Raw genomic sequence first — 22,549 nt, forward strand, 5'->3', positions numbered from 1 at the left:
TGTCTTAGATAAAATATTAGCAATAAGTATTAAGGTGGGGTAAAAAATGAATAAAATTGTTGTTACTAAGTTTGGTGGAAGCTCCTTAGCTAGTGCCGAACAATTTAAGAAAGTAAAAAACATAATTGAGGCGGATAGTAATAGAAAATATATCGTACCTTCCGCTCCCGGTAAAAGAGATTCTAATGACTATAAAATTACTGACTTATTATATCTTTGCAACACTCATGTAAAACAACGTATTCCCTTTGATGATGTATTCAAATTAATTTCTGAAAGATATCTTGGTATCGTAAAGGAATTAAATCTTAACTTTGATATACAATCACATCTTGACATTGTAAAAAACACATTAACTAAAGGAGCCTCTGATGACTACGCAGCTAGTAGAGGCGAATATCTAAATGGGTTAATCCTTGCAAATTTTCTTAATGCTGACTTTGTTGATGCTGCTGAAGTTATAATCTTTAATGAATCTGGAGTTTATGATGAAGAAAAGACCCAAGCTGCAATGACAAAAAAATTAGGTAATAGTTCTAGAATTGTTATCCCTGGATTTTACGGTGCAAAAGATAATGGTGAGATAAAAACTTTTTCTCGCGGTGGTTCTGATGTAACTGGTTCTATAGTTGCAAAATCAGTTAAGGCAGACCTATATGAAAACTGGACTGATGTTTCTGGTTTTCTAATGACAGATCCTAGAATTGTTGAAAACCCAAAAAGCATAGAAAAAATAACTTATAAGGAACTTAGAGAGCTATCTTATATGGGTGCTTCAGTACTTCATGAAGAAGCCATATTCCCTGTAAGAGATGCTGGAATTCCTATAAATATTAGAAATACTAACAAACCAGAAGATAAGGGTACTCTAATTGTTGATGATTTAAGCCCTATAAGTTATAGCAGAACTATAACTGGTATAGCTGGTAAAAAGGGCTTTACAGTAATAGCAATAGAAAAAGCTCTTTTAAACTCAGAAATTGGATTCTGCAGACGACTTTTATCTATATTAGAGATGTATAATGTGTCTTTTGAGAATATGCCTTCTGGAATTGACTCAGTATCTTTAGTTATTGCAGATTCTGAGCTACAAGGTAAGTTAGATAAAGTAGTAGAAGAAATTAAGCGCCAATGCAGCCCTGATTCTATAGAAATCCATCCTAACATGGCACTTATAGCTACTGTTGGTCGTGGTATGACTAAAACAAAAGGAACTGCAGGAAGAATATTTTCTGCTCTTGCAAAAGAAAATATTAATATTAGAATGATAGATCAAGGCTCAAGTGAAATAAATATTCTTACTGGAGTTGAAAGTAACGATTTTGAAGCCAGTATAAAAGCAATTTATAGAGAATTTATATAACAAAAAATACCTAAAGGGAATCCATTCCTTTAGGTATTTTTTATTAGTCATCTAATAACTATTATTTAATTACTCTCCTAGCTCTTCCAATACTGCTCCAAGGTACATTACAAATTCTTACGCAAGCATTGTGATTAGGAGATTCTATCCACTGACCATTTCCAATATACATTCCCACATGACCTAAAGATTTATAAAAAAGTAAATCTCCTGGTTTCAAATCATTAACACTAACTTCCATTCCATCCTCAATTTGATCATATGTAGTTCTGCCTAAACCTATACCTGCTTGTTGAAATGCCCAATACATTAATCCTGAGCAGTCAAAGGCTTTATATCCTTTGTTAACTTCCTGTGCAGCTCTATCATATTTTCCTTCTGCTGCATAGTCTTTGAACATATTCTTAAGCCTATTTATAAGACTCATTGTTAATGGTTCTCCAGCTCCCCCATAAACATATGGAGACCCAATTTGCTGCTTCATAAGAGATAATACCTTACTGTAAACTGATGACTGTGATTCATTTGAATCCTCTGTTTTATTACCAGAATTAGTATTATTAGAATCTTGAATAATTTTAGCATACTCTTTATAAACATACCCTGTTGTATCTTTATATTTTATTGAATACCAATCCCCAACTTCAGCTAATATCTCAAATGTATCATTTGGATATATGTAAGCTAACACTGTGCTTGCACTATTTGTGCTTGGATTCTTTCTTACTCTTAAGTTTACGCTTACATTTTGAGTAGTTCCTAGCTTTTTAATAGTTTTTTCACTAGATTTTGTATCGTTGGATTCTTCGTTTTGTGGTTTTTGATTTTTACTTGTTGAATCAAGCAATTTTACATAATCCTTAGATACATACCCGCGCTTTCCATCAACCTCTACTTCATACCAATTACCACTTTCACCTGTTATTGTTAATGCTTGTCCATCATTTAAATAAGTTATAACATTAGTGCTAGTACTAGGCCCAACTCTCATTCTAAGATTGGAACTAACATTGGTTACTTCCCCTCTCTTAGATTTTGATTCTACATTGCTAGTATTATTACTAATATTATTACTATTTTGAATAAATTCAATGTAATCTTGGTATACGTACCCCTTTTGTCCATCTAGCTCTATATTGTACCAACTTCCACATTTTTTAATTATATTTACAGCTTGTCCTTCTTTTAGATAAGCTATTATGTTAGAATTTATGCTTGCTTCTGATCTTACTCTTAAGCTAGTACTAACATTAATAACCTTTCCCTTACCAGAAGTATTATTTACACTTCCTAAGTTATTAGCTGCAGTTGCTGCATATGCATGTTTTGCTGGCATAATAATAGCACTAGAAATAGCAGCACCAATTATTATTTTAGATATTTTACTCCCATTCAAAATTCTGCCTCCCAAATTTAATAAAGAATTTTTAAACATAATTGTCTCTATATATATCATAGCCCCTAAAAAATTCTTTATCAAGTCAAGTAATCCAATTTTATGAACTTTTATCCAATTCCTCGTTATATTTTTCCCATTTTTCCATGGCTGATTCTAAATTTTTCTCCATTTCCTCTTTTTCTTTACAAAGGTCATTAAGTTTATCATAATCTGTTCCTTGACTTAACATTTGTTCTTCAATTTGCTGAATACATAATTCAAATTCTGTTATTTCCTCTTCTAGTTTCTGAATTTTCGCCAGAATCTTCTTATTGATATCTACAGGTTTCACTGTCTTTATCTTTTCTTTTTTGACTTTTTCCTCTACTACCTGTACTTTAAACTTTTCTTTTTCACTTTTGTAATAATCATAATTACCGTAATAGCTTTTGAATTTTGCTTCATCAATTTCAACTATTCTATCAGCCATTTTATTTACAAAATATCTATCATGAGAAATGAAAAATATTGTTCCATGAAAATTTTCTAAAGATTCTTCCAAAGTTTCTATTGAATCAATATCTAAATGATTTGTAGGCTCATCTAAAATCAATAAATTTACATCTTCATATAATAATTTGCTTAACTTTAACCTAATTCTCTCTCCTCCGGATAGATGTTTCACCTTTTTAAATACTGTACCACCAAAGAACATAAACTTAGATAAGTATTCTCTTGCTTTTCCTTCTAGAATTGATATATCTTCTCTGAAAACATCTAATACTGTGGCTTCTTCATTTTTGAATTTAATATTTTGTGGCAAATAAGCAACCTTGACGCTTTCTCCTACTTTACTTACTCCCGAATCAGGTACCTCTTCCCCAAGAAGCATCCTTAAAAAAGTGGTTTTACCACAACCATTGGACCCTAACAAAGCTACTCTTTCCTGAAATAGCACTAATAAATCTGCATTTTTTAAAAGTTGCTTTTCTTCATAACTTTTACATAGTTTCTCAGCCTTTATAACTTCTTTTCCAGACCTATCAGCTTCTTTAAAGTTTAATTTCATATTGGTGCGTTCAAGCTTAGGTTTACTGATTCTATCCATCTTATCTAGTTGTTTTTGCATACTTGCAGCTCTTTTAAAAAACTTATTATTATCTGCTCTTATTGCCCAATCTCTTAAATCCTTAATTGCCTTCTCCATTGCTGCAATCTTTTTTTGTTGTTCTTTAAAAGCCTGAAATTGTAAAAGCATGTTCTCTTCTTTCTGTTTTACATATGAAGAGTAATTTCCATTGTAAGTTTCACAGACTCCATCTTCCACTTCAACGATCTTTGTCACTACATTATCTAAGAAATATCTATCATGGGATACCACAATAACAATTCCCTTATATGATTTCAAATATCCTTCAAGCCATTCAACTGCTGCCATATCTAAATGGTTTGTAGGTTCATCTAGCAATAATATATCTGGATTTTGTAATAATATCTTGCCAAGGATTACTGTGGTCTTCTCTCCTCCACTTAATATGTCAAAATCCTTTTCTAAAAACTCCTTACCAAAATTAAGTCCATTACATACCTTGCTTAACTTTTCTTCTATATCATAGCCGCCCTTAACCTCATAGCTATGTTGAACTGCACTGTATTGTTGCAAAGTTCTTTCTAACTCTTCACCTTTTAATAATTTCATTTTATATTCTAAAGTTTTCATATCTTGTTCTATAATTTTCAACTCTTCAAACGCAATATTTAATACATCTATCACTTTCATATTCTCAGGATACTTAGGAACTTGTTCTAGATATGCTACAGAAGCCTTTCTTGGCATAATAATATACCCCTCATCATCTCTAGTCATAGAATAAATTCCTGACATTAATTTAAGTATAGTACTTTTACCACTTCCGTTTGCTCCTACTATACCTACCTTTTCCCCGTCATATATATTAAAAGTAATATCCTCCAATACTAAGGTTGCATCTAAATACTTTTTTACATTATTAAATGATAATTCAAACATATTTCCACCTTCTTTCTATGCTTATTGCCGCACAATTACATAAGATTAATAACATTACTTTTTTATCATATCAATCAATGAATGTCAATTTTTTCTTATATAGTAAACATACTTTACAGTTTATTAACATGTGATTTTATTATATGACACAGAATTGACATATAACAACCTTATAATAAAACATGTAAAGTAGTTGATAACATTTTATATCCCCGTATAAAATATGAAAGAACAGAGTATTTTAAGTCCCCCTTAAATACTCTGTTTATTGTTTTTATTTATTTACATTTTCTAAAAATACATTAAAAATTATTACTATCCAACTTACTTAACAATATCTTATACTGTTTCTTCATAGTAACATATCTACTCATTAATTCGTCAGTTTGAAAATTTACTTTTTCTATAATATCATCATAATTCTCTATGACCAAATTTACTATATGAGTATCTATTTTATTGTTTTCTACCATGTTTCTTAAGATCTGTATAATCTTTTCCTTATTGAATTCATTTTTATAACTTCTCACACCCATTAATGCACTTAATATATCTGACACTGCCACTATTCTAGCTTCTTTGCATATTTCATTTCCCTTTAATCCAAACGGATAGCCTGTCCCATCCAGCTTTTCATGGTGTGCACTAGCAATATCTCTTATATCATCAATATTTAAATCACTTAAAATTTTATATCCAATTATTGCGTGACTCTTTATTATTTCAAACTCTTCAGTGGTCAATTTCCCTGGCTTTTCTAAGATTTCTATTGGTATTGCAATCTTACCTATATCATGAATAGTTGCTGCTATCTTAATTCTTATGGCATCTTCCTCACTCATACCAGATAGCTTGGCAACTTCATAGCTAACAGCTTCAACCACAATTGTATGCTTCAGAGTAGATTCACTCATAAAATCTATTGAGTACGCCAACATCTTTGCATAGGCAATTATTTCATCTCTATAAACTACCTTTCTTCCAAAGAAACTATAGAGTTCTTCCTTATATGTATTATCACTCAATCTTGTACTAATAAAATCATCTTTATTAACTTTCTGAAATAAGCCCACATTTTCTTCTAAATACTCTTTTTTCTTTGTTTCCAGCCATGATTGTTTAATCGCATTATCTTTTAAATGAATCAAAGCTATACTGTCAGCTAATCCTAGCATCAAAGCCTCTTTTGGAATTACTATTTCCCTTTCTTTTTCAAAATAACTCGAGTCCAAATGATGCCCTAAAACAACTTCATTTAAATCCCCTAAAGGCGAAAAATATTTAATAAATAGAGCTCCATAAACAGCATGGTTTATAGGGGTATTAGTTTCTATATCTAAAAGTTCATCTCTTTCAGTTACTTTATATGCTCCTATATCATGAAATATAGCTATAGTACATAATTTATAAATCTCTTCATCTGTGTATCCTTTATGCACTTTCAATAATTTATATAAAATGTATGCTACCTTTTCACCATGATCCAATAATCTTGGGTCCATGTAATTCAATACCTTTTGTATAAGTTTTATTACTTGCTTTAATGTAACATTACTTTCCGTCATATGTTTTCTCCTATAAAATTATTACACTTTATTTTTCGTTAATTTATCAAATTTGTTTATACAATAGTTAATAAAAGTATTTAATCTTTATAACTATTTTTAAGCTAGTCCTATCCATGTGCATAGATCAAACACAGAATGACATATTATTGGAGACCACAAAGACTTATATTCCTCAAATAAGTATCCAAATGCTAAACTTCCCATAAGAATAGGAATAGATGCACTTACAATATTAACATGTGAAATTATCCATGTTGGAAAATGAAATACAACAAAAACTATACTAGTTATTATGTTAGCGCTCCAAAAACTCATATGTTTCCTTAATTGTTGCAGCAAAAATCCTCTAAAAGGTATTTCTTCAAAAATACCTACACATATTACACTTATCCAAAGTAAACCTATATTGAAGTTTATTGATTTCCAACCAATAATTGAATTTTTAATAATTAATAAAATAATAAATAAAATACTAACTAATACTCCAGATAATATACCTTTTCTAACATTTCCTTTAAGTCTCAGATATGTTAAAGGCTTAACTTTATGTTTTACTCTTAAATAAATAAAAATAGGTAGTATAAAAATTACTAAATAAATTAATCCTGTGCCTAAAAATAAACTTATATTATTCTGCATCGTTGTTCCTTTCTAATTTACATTTCATCTCATTACTTTAGCATAAGCTTCCACTCGCTATCAAGTATAATATATATTTTAACATGTTTATAATATTTATAAAAAAATATCTCTTAATTATATGGTAAAATTAATTAAAACAGTATATTATTATATTGAATTAATATCTATTTTTATCATTTAAAGGGGGAATTCTTATGAGTATTAGTGCTATTTTAAGTGAGAAATGCACTAACTTCATAAAACAAAATACAGATACGTCGGAACAAGACTTAGAGAAAATCAATTATGGTGTACAAGTTATCTTTATAAACATTGTTAAAATGATTATTTTATTTGCTACAGCTTATTTTTTAAATGTACTGTATTATACATTTATTGCATTTATATTTTTTGCTATTTTAAGAACATTTGCATGTGGAGTTCATGCTAATTCAAGTTTCCAGTGCGTTATTATAAACTACATTGCATTTTTAGGAAATGTATATCTATCTTTATACTTTCCTTTTAATAAGGTAGTAATAATTATATTTTTTGCAGTAAATCTTATACTTACATGTTTATATGCTCCTGCAGATACCGCAGAGAGACCTCTTGTAAGCAAAAAGTTACGAAAATCACTAAAAATAAATTCTATTATAACTTTAATTTTATTTTTCTGCATAGCTATGTTAATAAAAAATGAAGTGTATGCGAGTCTCATTACCTTTGCTACTTTCGAGGAATGTATGATGATTACGCCAATGGCATATATGCTTTTTAAAAAAAATTATAGAAATTACCTAAGTGTGAAATAAATTTAAGGGGGAAAATAATATGCTAAAACTGATACTTTGTGAAGATAATAATCAACAAAGAAAACAATTTGAAAATATTCTTATGGAAGATATAGAATGTAAGGACATAAGCATTGCTTTATCTTGTAGTGATCCACATGAAGTAATTAGGTTTGTAGAAAACTCAGATGAGGATAACTATATATACTTACTTGATATCGATTTAGAGAATACTATGGACGGCTTAGCTCTTGGAAGAACCTTGAGAACTATAGATCCAAATGGATTTATTATATTCTTAACTTCTCATACTGAATTAACTCTACTAACTTTCCAATATAAAGTACAAGCTTTGGATTATATATTAAAGGCTGATAAAAAAATATTAATACAAAAATTTGATGAATGTATATCAGAAGTGATTAAACTTAAAAAATATAGGGACATAAAGGATACCAATGCTATATCTTTAGAAATAGGTAATAACCTTATATTCTTTAGCTTAGATGAAATTTTATTCTTTGAAACCTCAAGTAAAGAACATAAAATCAGGGTACATACTGAAACTGGACATTCAGAATTTTATGGTTCTTTAAAAGAAATTGAAACAAAAGTAAGCTCAGCTTACTATAAGCCTCATAGGTCTTATCTTGTGAATACCAAAAAAATAAGATCCATCGATAAAGATAATTTAATAATAGAAATGGTGAATGGTGAAACTTGCTATGTGGCTCAAAGGTACCTAAAGGGGTTGTTACAGAAATGTCTGAAGTAATTTTCTATTTGTTTTATCCATTAATTCTAATGTTAATGATGTTAATTCCTATGCTTAATTTAAGCCTTATAAAATTAAGTAAAAAAAGCTTACTTTTATTTTCATTAATTAGTTATTTAATTCTTGCAATTTTATTTTTCTACAAACTTGCCACTATTTCATTATTTCTGTTTGTTTTTAGTTCAAGTATATATTTATATATTAATAGTAAAAACATATTATATTCTATAATAACTGTTTTGTTTAGTATTATTATTGTTATAATTAGTGACACTCTTACTGGACTAATCTGCTCAACATTACTTAACATACAATATAAAGCAGTATCTTCAAATATAAAATTATATTCTATTATAGGAGTAATTATACTTATTCTTAGTACTATTATTAGCAAAATATTAAGTAAACTGCTCTTTAAACTCAATTTTAAATATATCAAAATTCACCAACACAAACAATTAAAATACCTATTAGCAAGTGTAATCATTACTTTAGCTTTACTTTTAGAATATTTAACTATATACAAACACCTTAATATCTATTTCAGTAACTTTGATGTTTTTCTTCATGAATTATTAATGTTAACCTTTTTTACAATGATATTAGTTTTCTTATACAGTTTTACTAAAATAATTGTCAATGTATTAAAACAAGAATATCTTAACAAAGAATATTCTCAATTACAAAATTATACCAACATGTTAGAAAACTTATACACTGACTTGCGACGATTTAAACACGATTACTTGAACATTCTTTCTACTCTGGGAGATTTTATTGACACTGAGGACATTAACGGTCTAAAAGAATACTATAATAAAGAAATACTACCCGAGAGCTATAAAATTATGTCTAAAGATAAACATTTAGCACTATTGAAATATATCAAAATAATTCCACTAAAAGCGCTCGTTTCATCAAAATTAATTTATGCACAATCTAAAGGAATCGAAACAAAAATTGAATTAATAGAAAATATAGAAAAAATAAACATAAAAACCATAGATATATGTAGAATAATTGGAATTCTTCTTGATAATGCAATAGAGGCATCTCTCTTATGCGAAAAGAAACTAGTGCATTTTGCTATAGTTAAAAATAACAATATGACTATATTCATCATAAATAATTCTTGTATTAATAATATTCCTCCTATCTACAAATTATATGAAGATAATTATTCTACCAAAGGAAAAAATCATGGTATAGGATTAAAAACAATTAGAAATATTATTAACAATGATTACAATAATATTCTTCTAAATACAAAACTTGAAGATGGATTATTTAAACAAGAATTAATAATAAAAGAAAACGACAACTAAATTAGTTATCGTTTTCTTTTATTTAATCTTGTTTATATAAAGATTTTGGCATACTTGGTTCTTCATACCACCAATAAAAACACATTGAACTTGCAGTTGCTGCAACCATCATTGCTATAGATGAAAGAATTAGAGCTAAAGATTTTTTAAATTCTTTTGATTTCATTTTGCCCATCACACCCCTTGTAAAACTATATGTTTATTGAACCCAAATTATAAGCAATAGCTATTAGTTCTAGTTAATTTATAAAATAATTCTATTATAAAAAACATACATAAAATACCTATGTAACTATAAATGTCTTATATGTTTATAAAAATGTGTATAGAACCATCCCGCTTAAATTTTGATGCATTATAGTTTGTCTACCAGCATTATTATGAAATACTTCTACATAGATAATAGGTGGCACTATGCACCCTTCGGCTACTATATAAGCTTTATCGCCTTCCACATAATTCTCTAATAAATAAAATATTACTTGTAATTTTAAGTCCAATTTAGATATATTATACAATATCTTTTTTGATTATTACATATATATTATTAATTTAGTAAGTTATTCTAAAATTTAATGGTATCTAAATTTTTTCTTTCATATTATAAAATATTTTGATGCTTTATATTAATATCAAGCTAATCCTAAAATAGACTTTTTTTCTCCAATCCCTGATTTTTACTATAAATATTTATATATTTTTATATTTTTCTATAAACATTTGTTTATACTTTTATATAAATATATGCTTATATTTTCCTCTTTATAAGCTAGAAATAGTAATCATAAGACTCAGTCCTACAATTACTATTTCTATTTTTTCTTAATATCTATCTTCTATTTAGTTTGCTTAGCTGTAATAAGCTGTCTTAATGCTAATAAATCTTTTGAATTTATTTTGCCATCGCTATTAACATCCGCGTTATCTTTATCATAACCATCTTGAGCTTTACCTGATACAACCTTTTGTAATAGAACATAGTCATTAATATCTATCTTATTGTCGTCATTTACATCTCCTTTTAGAGATACACTTGGCTTAAATAAGATTGAATAAGTTCCATTAGCAAGTGCAACTTGGGATTGTGCCCAGAAACGATGATAATTAAATACTGGAGCAGTGCCATTCTTGTAAGCATCTTCTACTTTCTTAAAGTCTGGATCTAACTTATATTTAGATCTGATATCTATGAACTTAATTCCTGATTTAATTGCATCTCCGTTAGGCATTTTTCCTGAATAGCTTTGTGGAACAAATACATCTGTATCAAAGAAATTCTTATAATCTGCACGTGCCTCTGGCACTGATACACCCTTATCATCTTTATATAGATTCCACATACGATCTAACAAATCCTTAGCAAGTTGTCTTGAAGCATCATCATATTGAGAGTACTTCTTAGTAGCAGCACTATAGTAAAGTAATGTATCTGCTAAAGAAGAAGTTGTACCTACATCTTGAGTGTAGTCTGATACCTTTACATGAAGACCTGGATTTCCAGTGTAAGTTCCATTCCAAGTATCTGGTTGACCTGACCAAGATAGATTTGATGGTATTGCATAGCTTCCATCTGAATTAAGTTGTACTACATCTTTTACCCACTTTGTCCATTTATCAAGTACAGCTTGTGCCCTCTTATCTCCAGTTTGATAGTAATACTCTGCTACACGCTGCATTGACCATACTTGCATACCAAACCAATTATTGCTTGGTGGATCATGGTAAACTGGCTGCCAATCATAAGCCATTCCGTAGAAGGTTGGGGTTCCTGCTGGATATTGACTGTAACTACCACTTTCTGTAGTAACAGAGTTAGTTGCTCCTCCTGCTATAGCTCCTTCTGAAGATTGTAACCATTGATAAAATTCTAATTGACGAGTTAAACTCTTATCCCAATCTGATGCTCCATTAGCTGATTTAGGCTTAAAATCACTATCTTTAGACATTACCCAAGCAGCCATAGGATTTTGATATCCAAAATGATTATGGCTGCTGCCAATCTTCCATGACCAACCACCGTCAGCTGCACCTCCCCATGCATAATACCAAGACAATAGATAATGCTCACTAGTATTTGATGGTTGTCCAGAACCTACACCTATATTCTTAAAATATTTATCAAACATAGAATATCTTAAATAGTCACCCATCTTTGATGCTTTAGTTACATCATTGCTAACACTTGCACCTTGTTCTTTTGCCCATTCATCAGCCCAATAGGTGGCTTGAATTGCACGAGAATCTGCATCTGGCGCATCAGTATAACGCCATTGTTTAGAATAACTATTATCTCCAGTAAATAAATCTAAATAACCATTCTTTCCACCAAATTTAAATTCATCCCAAGATGGTTGAGGTACAGTCTTCCATACAGATTCAGATGGTCCTCTTTGGAAAGTATTGATATATGAAGGGCTAGTATTAGTTCCATCATTATGATTTCCAAAACCATACCAGTTATCTGTATCTAAAAGCCAGTGCATTCCATACATTTCTGAGGTTCCATAAGCATTTTTAAGTTCATCACTAATAGGATCTTGTCCAACTGGAGCTCCAAACTGTAATTTACTTGGATATTTATCTGTTGTTAAATATTCATTAGCTAGAGTTGCTGGACTATTAGGGTTATATTTTGACATTCCTGGCTGATCCTTAGATTGAGGTATAATATATTTTTCAGCAGAATCCCAAGAATCATTGAATTTTGACCAGTCTTTTGTAAACTTGCCATACATAGCTTCAAGCCACATATAATAGCTATAAGCTTCACTAGTAGTTTCATGCCCATAATCTGGTGCCTCACACATTAAAGTTTCAACTGAATGATATGGAACCTTTAATGTTTTTCCATCAGAAGTAAAATCTTTGAAGTAGCCATTCTTTGAATCATGAATCTTATTCCACATGGTTAGAAAACGTTGTTGATATTCATCAATTTTAGCAGGATCACCAGTTGTATTTGCTCTAGCACTATTAGATGAAAGTATTGGTGTCAAAAAAAGTGTGCCACAAAGAACTGAAGCTAAGGTCACTTTAAACTTTGCTTTTGCCATTTTATATTTCCCCCTAATTCTTATAATTTATTTTAGTAACCAGTCGTTCTATGATTTTTTACTAAACTATCCTCCCTTCAAATAAATTAAAACAAACCGGTAACAATCAAATTAATATCTAATATTTATTGAACAGGAAAACTTGGTATTTGCTTTGATAGATATTTTCTTAATATCAAAAGATCCTTAGAATTTACATTGCCATCTGAATTGACATCTGCGTTGATTTTGTTAATGTTAACATCCTTTCCTAATACATATTTTTGCATTGCCACATAATCGTTGATGTCAATATTCCCATCTGAATTGACATCTCCTAATTTTTTTGAAATATTGTTAGTATATTGAACCATACCAGCTAGTGCTCCAACCAAACCTGCATTATAATCGATGGCTACTTCTGTATACTGATATTGGTTTATATCATCTACATAGGTATCATTGGAACTAGGTCCTCCAACTAATGCTCCTAAAATTAGATTTTTAGCTTCTTTTTCATTATCATGATTATCATTTGTATATCCATTTGCAGCCCTGTGATGTGGATGTTTAGGCCATTTACTTCCAAAGCCTATAACATAGGACATATTGGCTGGATTTTTGCCCAATATATAATCAATTTGTGATTTAGCAAATGTTTTCAAAGATTCGTCATTATTATTTTTGTAATATACTAAAGCTAGCATTGACTCTGCAGCTGCATATCTTAACACTCCCCAGTCAGATAAATATTTTAATCCTCCTGCAGTAGTCTTTACTGTGTTTTTCCAATAATTAAAATTAAAATCCATTGCATCTTTATATTGTTTTTCCCCAGTTACATCTGATAATTTAAGAACAGCTGGCAATTTCATGCTGTCCCAACACATTGTCCAATTATCATTAAGTGATATGGAATTCAACATTATAAATTGTTTTGCATCCATTAAATACTGATTATTACTTTCAGCTATATATAGCCAAATGGCAGCCCAAGCTAAATCATCTCCATATGAGTTTGATTTATAGTAGGTTTGACCACTTCCGCATCCTTGATTTGTTTTTCCCATAGCATATAATTCTTTTGCTGCCTGTAAACACTTTGCGGCATAATTTGAATCTATATTCTTATAATTTAAATACATAAGAGTAAGTGCTGCTGAAGTCTCACCTAATACATCTGATGCTGGATTTGAGGAATCAGCTACATATAATGTTGGTCTTGAAGTGGTCTGTTTTTCTGGTGCTCCCCAATAACCATGATCTGTATCACCATCTCCAACTTGATAATAAAATGTATTGGTATTAGGATGACACTTTAGAAAATAATCTGTAAAATACTTAAGCTGCTGCAACTGTTTGTCAGTATTTTGAGATGAATCAAAACCAGACTTAAATTCATATAATGCCCATCCCATAACTGAAGCTGCATACCCCTGTGGCAAGCCAAACTTCACATGATCTCCTGCATCATGATAGCCACCTGATAAATCAAGACCCTTGTCTTTTCCATCATCAATATGGCATGCACTTCTCCAGGTAAAATAATTGTTTACTCCTGCATCCTTTCCACATTTATTTGCATCATAAAAAATAATTGAGTCTTTTAACGCTGTAGAATAATCCAAATTCTCATCTGCTTTTATTTTTCTTGCTGGTGTGATTGAAGTTAAAAATATCATTGTAGTTAATGCAACCAAGGCTAACCTTTTTTTATTTCTCATAAATATTTCTCCTCTCACTTTAATTTTTAATATGTACTAAAATGTAAGTTACCCTTAAGCTCAGAGAAGGAGGGGAACTTCCTTTAAATAAACTAACTCTGAGCTTAAGAATTTCTTATTCTATATTAAGGGTAATTATCAATAGTTAATTTTTGAGTATTACTGAAATATACTAATTATTTATTAATGAATTGTTATTGTTCCATTGTTTAATACAAAGATTAAATCTTTTCCATCAGCATCTCCAAAATTAGTTTCTCCATTATCTGATAACTTTGTTACACCTGGAGTTGCTGTATCCTTAATTTTTACTGTTATATATACCAAATCTCCTGAGGATTTGATCAAATCTTTACCTGTTGCTTCAAAATCTAAGAATGACATACTCAATAAATTATTATTTTTATTGTCATAGTAGCTAAAGTTAGCCTTTGGATTAGCAATTATACTGCCTGGTGCTACACTTACTATATCAATTAAGTTAGAATCATACTTAAACTTCAAATCAAGGCTTGATATGCCTGATACTGGAATATTTTTTAGTGAAACTGGAATAACTAACGTATCCCCAGCCTTTCCTTCCACTGCTCCTATATTAGTAGAAAACTTATCCACTGGTACTCCTACTATTGTTACTGAACCATTTGTATAATTTAAGTTATAAGCTGCACTCTTTGTATCTACAAAGTTCCCTGGGTCACTTACTTTTACATCAGTGGTTCCTTCTTTAGCTCCTGCTTTTATATCAAAGCTTATATTAAAGAATAAACCATCTTTTAATATTGCTTCTAATTCTGCACCTGTTGAATCGCAATAGAAAATATTAATTAATCCATTTTCCGCATCTACACTTGGTATAAATGTTGCATCTGGATTTACACAGATGTCTCCTGGAGTAACTTTTACATTTTCAAATAAATTCTTATCATAGCTTAAAGTGAAAGTACATGCATTCATTCCATTCTTAGTGATTCCTTTAACAGTTACAGGCACTACCACAGTTGTCCCAGCTTTACCTGTTGCATTTCCTATTACAACATTTAAATTCATTACTACAGGTTTTACAGTCACTGTAAGTTTTTGTACATCTCCAGCACTAAACTTGAACGTTAGCACTGTATCTCCTGCTGGTAAAGTATCAAGATATGCTTGAGTTAATGTTGCTACATTATCTTTTAATATATAATCTGTTCCTGCAGTTAAATCCTTTTTACCATCATTTATGCTTACAAGAGTATTTCCATTGTAAGTTATTGTTACTGGAATATCCGCTTTGTTTCCTTGATCGTATACTGAAGATGCTGGAGTTATAGCTGAATTTACAACTTGTTCTCCAACTATTGATATTGAACCATTTGTGTAATTTAAGCTATAAGCCTTGCTTTTTGTATCTACAAAGTTACCTGAATCGCTTACTTTTACATCACTGCTTTGAGACTTTAATCCATTCTTTATATCAAAGCTTATATTAAAGAATAAACCATCTTTTAATATTGCTTCTAATTCTTCTCCTGTTGAATCACAGTAGAAAATATTAATTAAACCATTTGCCGCATCTACACTTGGTATAAATGTTGCATCTGGATTTACACATATATCTCCTGGAGTAACTTTTACATTTTCAAATAAATTCTTATCATAGCTTAAAGTGAAAGTACATGCATTCATTCCATTCTTAGTGATTCCTTTAACAGTTACAGGCACTACAACTGTTGTTCCTGCTTTACCTGTTGCATTTCCTATTACAACATTTAAATTCATTACTACAGGTTTTACAGTCACTGTAAGTTTTTGTACATCTCCAGCACTAAACTTGAAGGTTAGCACTGAATCTCCTACTGGCAATGTATCAAGATATGCTTGAGTTAATGTTGCTACATTATCTTTTAATATATAATCTGTTCCTGCAGTTAAATCCTTTTTACCATCATTTATGCTTACAAGAGTATTGTCATTAAAAGTTATTGTCACTGGAATATCTGCCTTTTTGCTTTGATCGTATACTGAAGATGCTGGAGTTATAACTGAACTTGGAGTTGAATTAATAACTTCAATTGTAACAATTTTTGAACTTGCTTTATCAAAATCAAAAGAAATTGTAGTTTTGCCTAAAGGTAAAGTTGAAAGAAAATCTTTACTTAAAGTAACTCCTGCATCCGTAACAATGTAATCCTTTTCTTTTACCATAGGAACATATGAAGTTCCATTATAATAGCTTAATGCTTTTAACACATTATCATTAAATTTAATTCCTATATTTATATCAGCAGCTTTTTTAACATATTTGTCAAAGGTTGCTGACTCTGTGGTAATAACTGGATCAATTGTTACTTTTCCATCTGGTGCAACTCCCCATAAAGTTGTCCCATTTAAAGTTGCTGTAACTTTATCACTTTCAACATAATTTGAATCCTTACTATCAAAGGAATAATCATTACTTTGTGTGTAATTTGACCAATCAACCTTTGAAACTCTAGTTTGAATTTCCATTGTTTGACCAGCTTCTAAGGTTCCTGCAGCTTCGTTAAATCCTATTTCTAAATAACTATCTGCATTAGTCACTGCTTGATTCAATTTACCAAAGACTCCTGTTACATTACTAGTTAAAGTTGAATATGTGCCACTGGTGGTAGCAGCATAATCACACCAAAAGCTTTGTTCCTTATTATCATCAGATGTGTAATAATATCTTAACTTTAGATTTGATAGCTTGATTGAAGAACTTCCTGTATTTGTAACTTTAAATTTAGGGTTAATAGAATTTGATGAAGAGCTTGTACTTCCATTAAACATTCCCACTTTTACATGAGCATTAACATCTACTGCAGCATTTAAATTTTTATTAGCGTCTGCTTTTTTATCTTGAGCAACTCCATTCACTTTATTTTCTGCGCCTAAAACAACTGTGTTGTCCAAATTTCGTGTATCCACATTATCCATTTGTACCTTTGAGTTAGCCTTTTCTGCCGCTGAAACAACTTTAGTTTGTTGAATTCCTACAGTAACTAATACTGCTGCAATAATAGCAAAAAGTTTTAATCTTCTCATTTAAATTATTTCCTCCCTATTTTTAATAAAACCAGTTAAGTTATAATTAGATTACTTCTTCACCTCCACAAAATAAATTATGATTTGGGATACTTAAAACCTTAATAAGAATTCTTTAATTTATAATAAGAGCTTGTAATTTAATAAACAGCTCTATTATATTTAATTTTATCTATCTGCCTCTGTATACCTTTTCAAATAATGATTGAAATTAAGTCATTTTTTAATAATTTCAATCATTATTTGAATATCAATTTTCTCTCTTACTTTGCATTTCGTTTTATAACTCAATTATCTATCCTTTCAAGAGCAAATTCTACATTTTTTCATAATTATACCAATAATAATCTCAAAGTAAATTTTTATTTCAAAAATTCATTTATGCTATAATACCTAGTACAAAATGACAGTTTTGTTGCATTTAATTATTTTTCATGATATAATATCATTCAAAAAAATCCTTAGTTGAAATCTTTGCTTCATCTAAGGATTTTGCTTATTCATTACTAATAATTTATTTATCCGATAGCTAGCATCCGTAACACTCCAACTTCTTTAAGTTGGAGATAACGGCTGCACGCTCCTGGATAAGTTCAACTAAGATTCAGACGGGGATCAAACCCCACCTGAATCAAGTTTCACTTGATAATTAATAAAACTCAAAATTTCCTTTTAAACTTTGAAGATTATTCTTATAACTTTAACCATCATTTGTAAAATATTCTTAAAAGCCGTTTTTTTAAGCGTGAAATATGTTGACAAGCTTTTATGACTTTCACGAGCAAATATTGGCCATTTGTGAAAATCTATATAAAATTAAAGGTTTATATTGTATTATTAACTTACCAACACACTCAATATTTAATACCTTTAATAAAATAAAAAAAAGCTGGAGGATAATTCTCCGGCTTTTTTTTATTTTCTACAAAATATCCTTAAACACTATTTTTTTATCATGAAGTATGTTGACAAGCTTTTTCAGCTTTTACGAGCAGATATTGATGGTTTGTGAAAATCTATATAAAATTAGAAGTTTATATTGTATTATTAACTTACCAACACACTCAATATTTAATACCTTTAATAAAAATAAAAAAGCTAGAGAAACATTCTCTAGCTTTTTTATTGTATTAGAATCCTTTTTTCTTTGCTATTACACCACTTTCATTTAGAGCTGGTTCTTCTATGGTAGTTACAAAACTATTTTTTGACATAGATTGATCTGTTTTAGTTTCATTTCTTAGTGATTCTTCCCTTGTATGTTCTCTCTGATTACGATATCTCATATTCATCATTCCTTTCAAATAAGGCATCTTGAAAAAATAAATAAGTATATCTGCTAGTTTATTTTCAAATGCCTAAAATAGTTTTATTTTATAACTCCGTTAATAAATTACCGCATCCTAATTTTATTTTTACAAAATAATAATAATATATACCTAACTTTTATTGTATTTTAAGAATATAAAACTAAAAACTATCAAAAATAGAGTATAGACTTTTAAAGTTAAAAATTATATAATTGTTATTAATTAATAGTAATTATTGTTGAAAGCGAGTGTTGATTATGGAAAATGTTAAAAGTATTTCACCTGATTTATTTTGGGTTGGTTCTTTAGATCCAAACCTTAAAGTATTTGATGTTATAATGGAAACTGAGTTTGGTACTACCTATAACTCATATTTATTAAAAGGTACCGAAGGAACTGCTATATTTGAAACTGTAAAGGATAAATTTTTTGATGATTATCTTGAAAAAATTAAATCTCTTGTAGATCCAAGTACTATAAATTATATTGTTGTAAACCACACTGAACCTGACCATAGCGGTTCAGCAGCCAAATTGCTTGAATATGCACCAAATGCAACAGTAGTTGGTTCATCTCAAGCAATACTATTTCTTCAACAAATTGTAAACAAACCTTTTAAAAGTCAAGTTGTTAAGGAAGGTGAAACATTAAATCTTGGAAATAAAACTATTCGCTTTATTTCAGCACCTAACTTACACTGGCCGGATACAATGTATTCGTATGTTGAAGAGGAAAAAACACTTATTACTTGCGACTCCTTTGGAGCTCATTATTGCTCAGATAAAATTTTTAGAAATGATCTTGAAAAAGAAAAAGATGCTGAATATCTTAAGGCCTTTAAGTTCTATTTTGACATGATAATAGGACCATTTAAACCTTTTGTTCTTACTGCATTAACAAAAATTAACGACCTAGATATTAAATATATTTGCCCAGGACATGGAATGGTTTTAAGCGGAGAATATATAGATAAATACAAAGCTTTATATAAAGAATGGTCAACTGTTGAGAAGAGAAAAACTCCAAGTATAATTTTAGGTTATGTATCTGCTTATGGCTTTACTGAAAAACTGGCTAACAAAATAGCAGAAGGAATTAAATCTACAAATGATCAATATGAGGTTTTAGTCTATGATTTAAGCATTGCAAAACAAGATGAAGTTATCAAAGAAATAGAACAAGCATCTGGCCTTCTAATAGGGTCTCCAACTATACTTGCAGATGCTCTTCCACCTGTTTTATCTTTACTTTATACTCTAAACCCTGCAATCCATAAAGGAAAATATGCAGCCTGCTTTGGTTCATATGGTTGGAGTGGAGAGGCAACAAAAAATATTCAACAGAGATTTGTTCAACTTAAATTTAAAACACCATTAGAGCCATTAAAGATAAAATTCAATCCAAGTGATGAGGAATTACAACAGGCTTTTGACTTTGGTGTAGAATTTGTAAAATCAATGCAATAGCATTTCACATAATTCATATATAAGATAAACGCCTTGAGATTAAATATTAACCTCAAGGCATTATTTTTACTTACTTTATTTAATTAAAATTTCTTATTCAATCTATTTCTTATTTCTTTCAAGGAATATTCTCTTGTAAGTTTTCCATCCTTAAATACAGGAATCAACAAGTTATCTGTATAAGCTTCCTGCTCTTTAATAGTTAATTGATCCTTGTATAAAATGTCATCTCCTTCTCTATATACATAACACATACCCTTCTGAGATTTTTTGAAATTTCCTGTATCTGTTTTAGGGTCTTTGAATATAAATTTTTCCTCTCCATTAATCACAGCATGAGTTGCCTTCAATGCAAATCCAAAGGTATCCCTTGTATTAAATTGATAAGTGTAAGAGCCTATTCCAAATACACAATTACTTACAGCAAAACCTTTATCAGCCAACTGTTTACAGATTTCATCACATCTTTCTACTGTAATACTATCACCATAAATTGTTCCTATATGCTTGTCTAAAACCTTATATCCTTTTGAATTTATTGATCCTCCAAATAAATCCCATAGTAATTCTACAGTCCCCTTATAGGCTGGACTATCCTTTGATGCTTCATTATCCCCACAAATAATCTTCACTGGATCTCCACTATCCCCTCTTATAACAATCTTACCATCTCTATTTAAAATATCTTGCTTTAGAACTGGTAGTAAATTCGTTATAACATTCCAATAATCATAGGTGTCAGAAACTATGCTCAATATTCCTGTTGGAAATACCTCATTAATCAATCTTTTATATGCAGAAAGTTCATCTTGTCCATAACTACACATTACACTGTGTTCTGTAGATGGAGTACCAAGAGCCACAGTTTCTTTTTCAATATCACAGTTGTAATACTCCTCTAAATACACAATTGCAGGTATTGTAGCTGTTCCAGTAAAGGACAACAAATGTCCTGCACTACTAGATTCTGCACTTTCTAAGGAACTAAATCCTCTCATACTAAAGTCACCACAAGCTTTAGCAGGCTCACCATTTTCTACTGTTAACTCAAAATACTTCTCAATAATCTCTCTATATCTATAGGCAATAGTAGCACTGGTCATTGGTTGCCAAATATGACAGCTCATAAAAGTTTCTAGATAATTAACAAGCCAAGCAAAATCCTCATGAGTATTTGTAATTTCAATCATTGGAGTTTTTATATTAACCCTTGTCCCTTCTTCCACAGCTCTAATTTGTATAGGCAAGTATCCCAAATCATGCAATTTTTCTATATGCTCAGTATCTGCTGCTATTTCTCCCATAGCTCTAGAAATAATCCTTTTATATTCAGCTATAATCTCATCTTTAGGTCTATTAAAGAAGTTTTCATTAAAATAACTAATCAAATATTTCTTTATAAAAGGCTGAAGTCCAAACATGACTACCTTATCCATATCCTCTTTTCTTGACATTCTAGGGGTCCAATAGCTTACTAATTTTGTCAAGCCTTGTGCATAACACATATGATGTATAGTCTTATAAAAATCTGTTAGCAATAGTGGGTTTATCATAATCTTTCACCTCTATTTATTACTTTTGCCTGCAATGATTCCAAAACATCTAATGCTTCTTCATGTAAACAAGGATCAAAACTAGCACAAAGACTTGCATCTACAACTATAGTTGACTCTACGTATTGAGACTGAAATGTTACAGCATTGCTTATTACACATATATTGCTTACTACTCCTACTAACTCTATTTCTTCTATATCATTTCCAACTTCTTCAGTAATCTTTAACATTGTGCTTGGATCTATACCAAAAGATCTTTTCTGATAATGAAATGTGTTTTTTACGCCTTTGAACTCCTTTAATCTTCCGTATAAATCATGTCCTTCAGAATTTATAATGCAATGAGGAATTGGTAAATTTCTGCCTTCCCTTGTTTCTAAATAATTTTCAAAATGAGTATCATAGGTGAATACCACCTTATCTCCTCTATCTAAATAAGATTTTACCTTGTTATAAATTCCTTCTTCTAAAGTTTCAGCCTTCTTAAAGCCTAATGCACCATCTACAAAATCCTTTTGATAATCTATAACTACTAGTAATTTTTTCATAACCTATCTCTC

Annotated in this window: 17 protein-coding genes; 5 read left to right on the forward strand and 12 right to left on the reverse strand. The window is 29.9% G+C overall.

Annotated features, from left to right (window positions below; translation table 11 throughout):
• Positions 1 to 46: 46 nt before the first annotated feature.
• The gene (locus tag OCU47_RS11860; RefSeq protein ID WP_261828809.1) at positions 47 to 1,363 is read left to right on the forward strand and encodes an aspartate kinase; all 1,317 of its coding nucleotides are present in this window, start codon (positions 47 to 49) and stop codon (positions 1,361 to 1,363) included.
• Positions 1,364 to 1,424: 61 nt separating this feature from the next.
• On the opposite strand, the gene OCU47_RS11865 is transcribed toward OCU47_RS11860, so the two are convergent.
• The 4 genes from OCU47_RS11865 to OCU47_RS11880 form a co-directional block, all read right to left on the reverse strand.
• Complete coding sequence (locus OCU47_RS11865; RefSeq protein WP_261828810.1) at positions 1,425 to 2,759, reverse strand: C40 family peptidase; 1,335 nt, start codon at positions 2,757 to 2,759, stop codon at positions 1,425 to 1,427.
• A gap of 100 nt (positions 2,760 to 2,859) precedes the next feature.
• Positions 2,860 to 4,770: a ribosomal protection-like ABC-F family protein gene (abc-f, locus tag OCU47_RS11870; protein ID WP_261828811.1), complete on the reverse strand. Its 1,911-nt coding sequence runs from the start codon at positions 4,768 to 4,770 to the stop codon at positions 2,860 to 2,862.
• A gap of 302 nt (positions 4,771 to 5,072) precedes the next feature.
• Positions 5,073 to 6,335, reverse strand: a complete 1,263-nt coding sequence (locus tag OCU47_RS11875; RefSeq protein WP_261828812.1) for an HD domain-containing phosphohydrolase — start codon at positions 6,333 to 6,335, stop codon at positions 5,073 to 5,075.
• A 99-nt stretch (positions 6,336 to 6,434) separates the two neighbouring features.
• Positions 6,435 to 6,977: a CPBP family intramembrane glutamic endopeptidase gene (locus tag OCU47_RS11880; protein WP_261828813.1), complete on the reverse strand. Its 543-nt coding sequence runs from the start codon at positions 6,975 to 6,977 to the stop codon at positions 6,435 to 6,437.
• Positions 6,978 to 7,174: 197 nt separating this feature from the next.
• On the opposite strand from OCU47_RS11880, the gene OCU47_RS11885 reads away from it, so the two are divergent.
• On the forward strand, positions 7,175 to 7,774 hold the full coding sequence (locus tag OCU47_RS11885) for an accessory gene regulator AgrB (RefSeq protein WP_261828814.1): 600 nt from the start codon (positions 7,175 to 7,177) through the stop codon (positions 7,772 to 7,774).
• Positions 7,775 to 7,793: 19 nt separating this feature from the next.
• Positions 7,794 to 8,528: a LytR/AlgR family response regulator transcription factor gene (locus OCU47_RS11890; protein WP_261828815.1), complete on the forward strand. Its 735-nt coding sequence runs from the start codon at positions 7,794 to 7,796 to the stop codon at positions 8,526 to 8,528.
• 139 nt (positions 8,529 to 8,667) lie between these two features.
• Here the strand turns inward: OCU47_RS11890 and OCU47_RS11895 are convergent, their stop codons facing one another.
• Positions 8,668 to 8,967, reverse strand: a complete 300-nt coding sequence (locus OCU47_RS11895) for a hypothetical protein (RefSeq protein WP_261828816.1) — start codon at positions 8,965 to 8,967, stop codon at positions 8,668 to 8,670.
• Positions 8,968 to 9,376: 409 nt separating this feature from the next.
• Between OCU47_RS11895 and OCU47_RS11900 the strand changes: the two genes are divergently transcribed.
• Complete coding sequence (locus tag OCU47_RS11900; RefSeq protein ID WP_261828817.1) at positions 9,377 to 9,853, forward strand: GHKL domain-containing protein; 477 nt, start codon at positions 9,377 to 9,379, stop codon at positions 9,851 to 9,853.
• A gap of 22 nt (positions 9,854 to 9,875) precedes the next feature.
• Here OCU47_RS11900 and OCU47_RS11905 read toward each other — a convergent pair whose 3' ends face one another.
• The 5 genes from OCU47_RS11905 to OCU47_RS11925 all read right to left on the reverse strand — a co-directional run bounded on the left by OCU47_RS11905 (position 9,876) and on the right by OCU47_RS11925 (position 18,943).
• A complete protein-coding gene (locus OCU47_RS11905; protein ID WP_261828818.1) occupies positions 9,876 to 10,019 on the reverse strand; it encodes a cyclic lactone autoinducer peptide in 144 nt (47 codons plus the stop codon).
• Between the two features lie 670 nt (positions 10,020 to 10,689).
• Complete coding sequence (locus OCU47_RS11910; RefSeq protein ID WP_261828819.1) at positions 10,690 to 12,906, reverse strand: glycoside hydrolase family 48 protein; 2,217 nt, start codon at positions 12,904 to 12,906, stop codon at positions 10,690 to 10,692.
• A gap of 125 nt (positions 12,907 to 13,031) precedes the next feature.
• A complete protein-coding gene (locus OCU47_RS11915) occupies positions 13,032 to 14,609 on the reverse strand; it encodes a glycoside hydrolase family 9 protein (protein WP_261828820.1) in 1,578 nt (525 codons plus the stop codon).
• A 183-nt stretch (positions 14,610 to 14,792) separates the two neighbouring features.
• On the reverse strand, positions 14,793 to 17,657 hold the full coding sequence (locus OCU47_RS11920) for a cohesin domain-containing protein (RefSeq protein WP_261828821.1): 2,865 nt from the start codon (positions 17,655 to 17,657) through the stop codon (positions 14,793 to 14,795).
• A 1,130-nt stretch (positions 17,658 to 18,787) separates the two neighbouring features.
• On the reverse strand, positions 18,788 to 18,943 hold the full coding sequence (locus OCU47_RS11925) for a hypothetical protein (RefSeq protein WP_261828822.1): 156 nt from the start codon (positions 18,941 to 18,943) through the stop codon (positions 18,788 to 18,790).
• A gap of 281 nt (positions 18,944 to 19,224) precedes the next feature.
• Here OCU47_RS11925 and OCU47_RS11930 point away from each other — a divergent pair, with 281 nt between their 5' ends.
• Complete coding sequence (locus OCU47_RS11930; protein ID WP_261828823.1) at positions 19,225 to 20,433, forward strand: FprA family A-type flavoprotein; 1,209 nt, start codon at positions 19,225 to 19,227, stop codon at positions 20,431 to 20,433.
• Positions 20,434 to 20,516: 83 nt separating this feature from the next.
• Here OCU47_RS11930 and OCU47_RS11935 read toward each other — a convergent pair whose 3' ends face one another.
• Positions 20,517 to 21,986, reverse strand: coding sequence for a nicotinate phosphoribosyltransferase (locus OCU47_RS11935; protein WP_261828824.1), 1,470 nt, complete (start codon positions 21,984 to 21,986; stop codon positions 20,517 to 20,519).
• Positions 21,983 to 22,537 (reverse strand): cysteine hydrolase family protein, encoded by a 555-nt coding sequence (locus OCU47_RS11940; protein WP_261828825.1) that lies wholly within the window; start codon positions 22,535 to 22,537, stop codon positions 21,983 to 21,985. Before OCU47_RS11940 ends, OCU47_RS11935 begins: the two co-directional genes overlap by 4 nt.
• Positions 22,538 to 22,549: the final 12 nt, after the last annotated feature.

Source organism: Clostridium sp. TW13, assembly GCF_024345225.1.
Classification (GTDB): domain Bacteria; phylum Bacillota; class Clostridia; order Clostridiales; family Clostridiaceae; genus Inconstantimicrobium; species Inconstantimicrobium mannanitabidum.

What these genes read in the sequence shown, in the direction of transcription:
- OCU47_RS11860 (WP_261828809.1), top strand. Translation starts at nt 47, where the DNA reads ATGAATAAAATTGTTGTTACTAAGTTTGGTGGAAGCTCCTTAGCTAGT.
- abc-f (WP_261828811.1), bottom strand. Translation starts at nt 4,770, where the DNA reads ATGTTTGAATTATCATTTAATAATGTAAAAAAGTATTTAGATGCAACC.
- OCU47_RS11875 (WP_261828812.1), bottom strand. Translation starts at nt 6,335, where the DNA reads ATGACGGAAAGTAATGTTACATTAAAGCAAGTAATAAAACTTATACAA.
- OCU47_RS11880 (WP_261828813.1), bottom strand. Translation starts at nt 6,977, where the DNA reads ATGCAGAATAATATAAGTTTATTTTTAGGCACAGGATTAATTTATTTA.
- OCU47_RS11885 (WP_261828814.1), top strand. Translation starts at nt 7,175, where the DNA reads ATGAGTATTAGTGCTATTTTAAGTGAGAAATGCACTAACTTCATAAAA.
- OCU47_RS11890 (WP_261828815.1), top strand. Translation starts at nt 7,794, where the DNA reads ATGCTAAAACTGATACTTTGTGAAGATAATAATCAACAAAGAAAACAA.
- OCU47_RS11900 (WP_261828817.1), top strand. Translation starts at nt 9,377, where the DNA reads ATGTCTAAAGATAAACATTTAGCACTATTGAAATATATCAAAATAATT.
- OCU47_RS11905 (WP_261828818.1), bottom strand. Translation starts at nt 10,019, where the DNA reads ATGAAATCAAAAGAATTTAAAAAATCTTTAGCTCTAATTCTTTCATCT.
- OCU47_RS11910 (WP_261828819.1), bottom strand. Translation starts at nt 12,906, where the DNA reads ATGGCAAAAGCAAAGTTTAAAGTGACCTTAGCTTCAGTTCTTTGTGGC.
- OCU47_RS11915 (WP_261828820.1), bottom strand. Translation starts at nt 14,609, where the DNA reads ATGAGAAATAAAAAAAGGTTAGCCTTGGTTGCATTAACTACAATGATA.
- OCU47_RS11920 (WP_261828821.1), bottom strand. Translation starts at nt 17,657, where the DNA reads ATGAGAAGATTAAAACTTTTTGCTATTATTGCAGCAGTATTAGTTACT.
- OCU47_RS11925 (WP_261828822.1), bottom strand. Translation starts at nt 18,943, where the DNA reads ATGAGATATCGTAATCAGAGAGAACATACAAGGGAAGAATCACTAAGA.
- OCU47_RS11930 (WP_261828823.1), top strand. Translation starts at nt 19,225, where the DNA reads ATGGAAAATGTTAAAAGTATTTCACCTGATTTATTTTGGGTTGGTTCT.
- OCU47_RS11935 (WP_261828824.1), bottom strand. Translation starts at nt 21,986, where the DNA reads ATGATAAACCCACTATTGCTAACAGATTTTTATAAGACTATACATCAT.
- OCU47_RS11940 (WP_261828825.1), bottom strand. Translation starts at nt 22,537, where the DNA reads ATGAAAAAATTACTAGTAGTTATAGATTATCAAAAGGATTTTGTAGAT.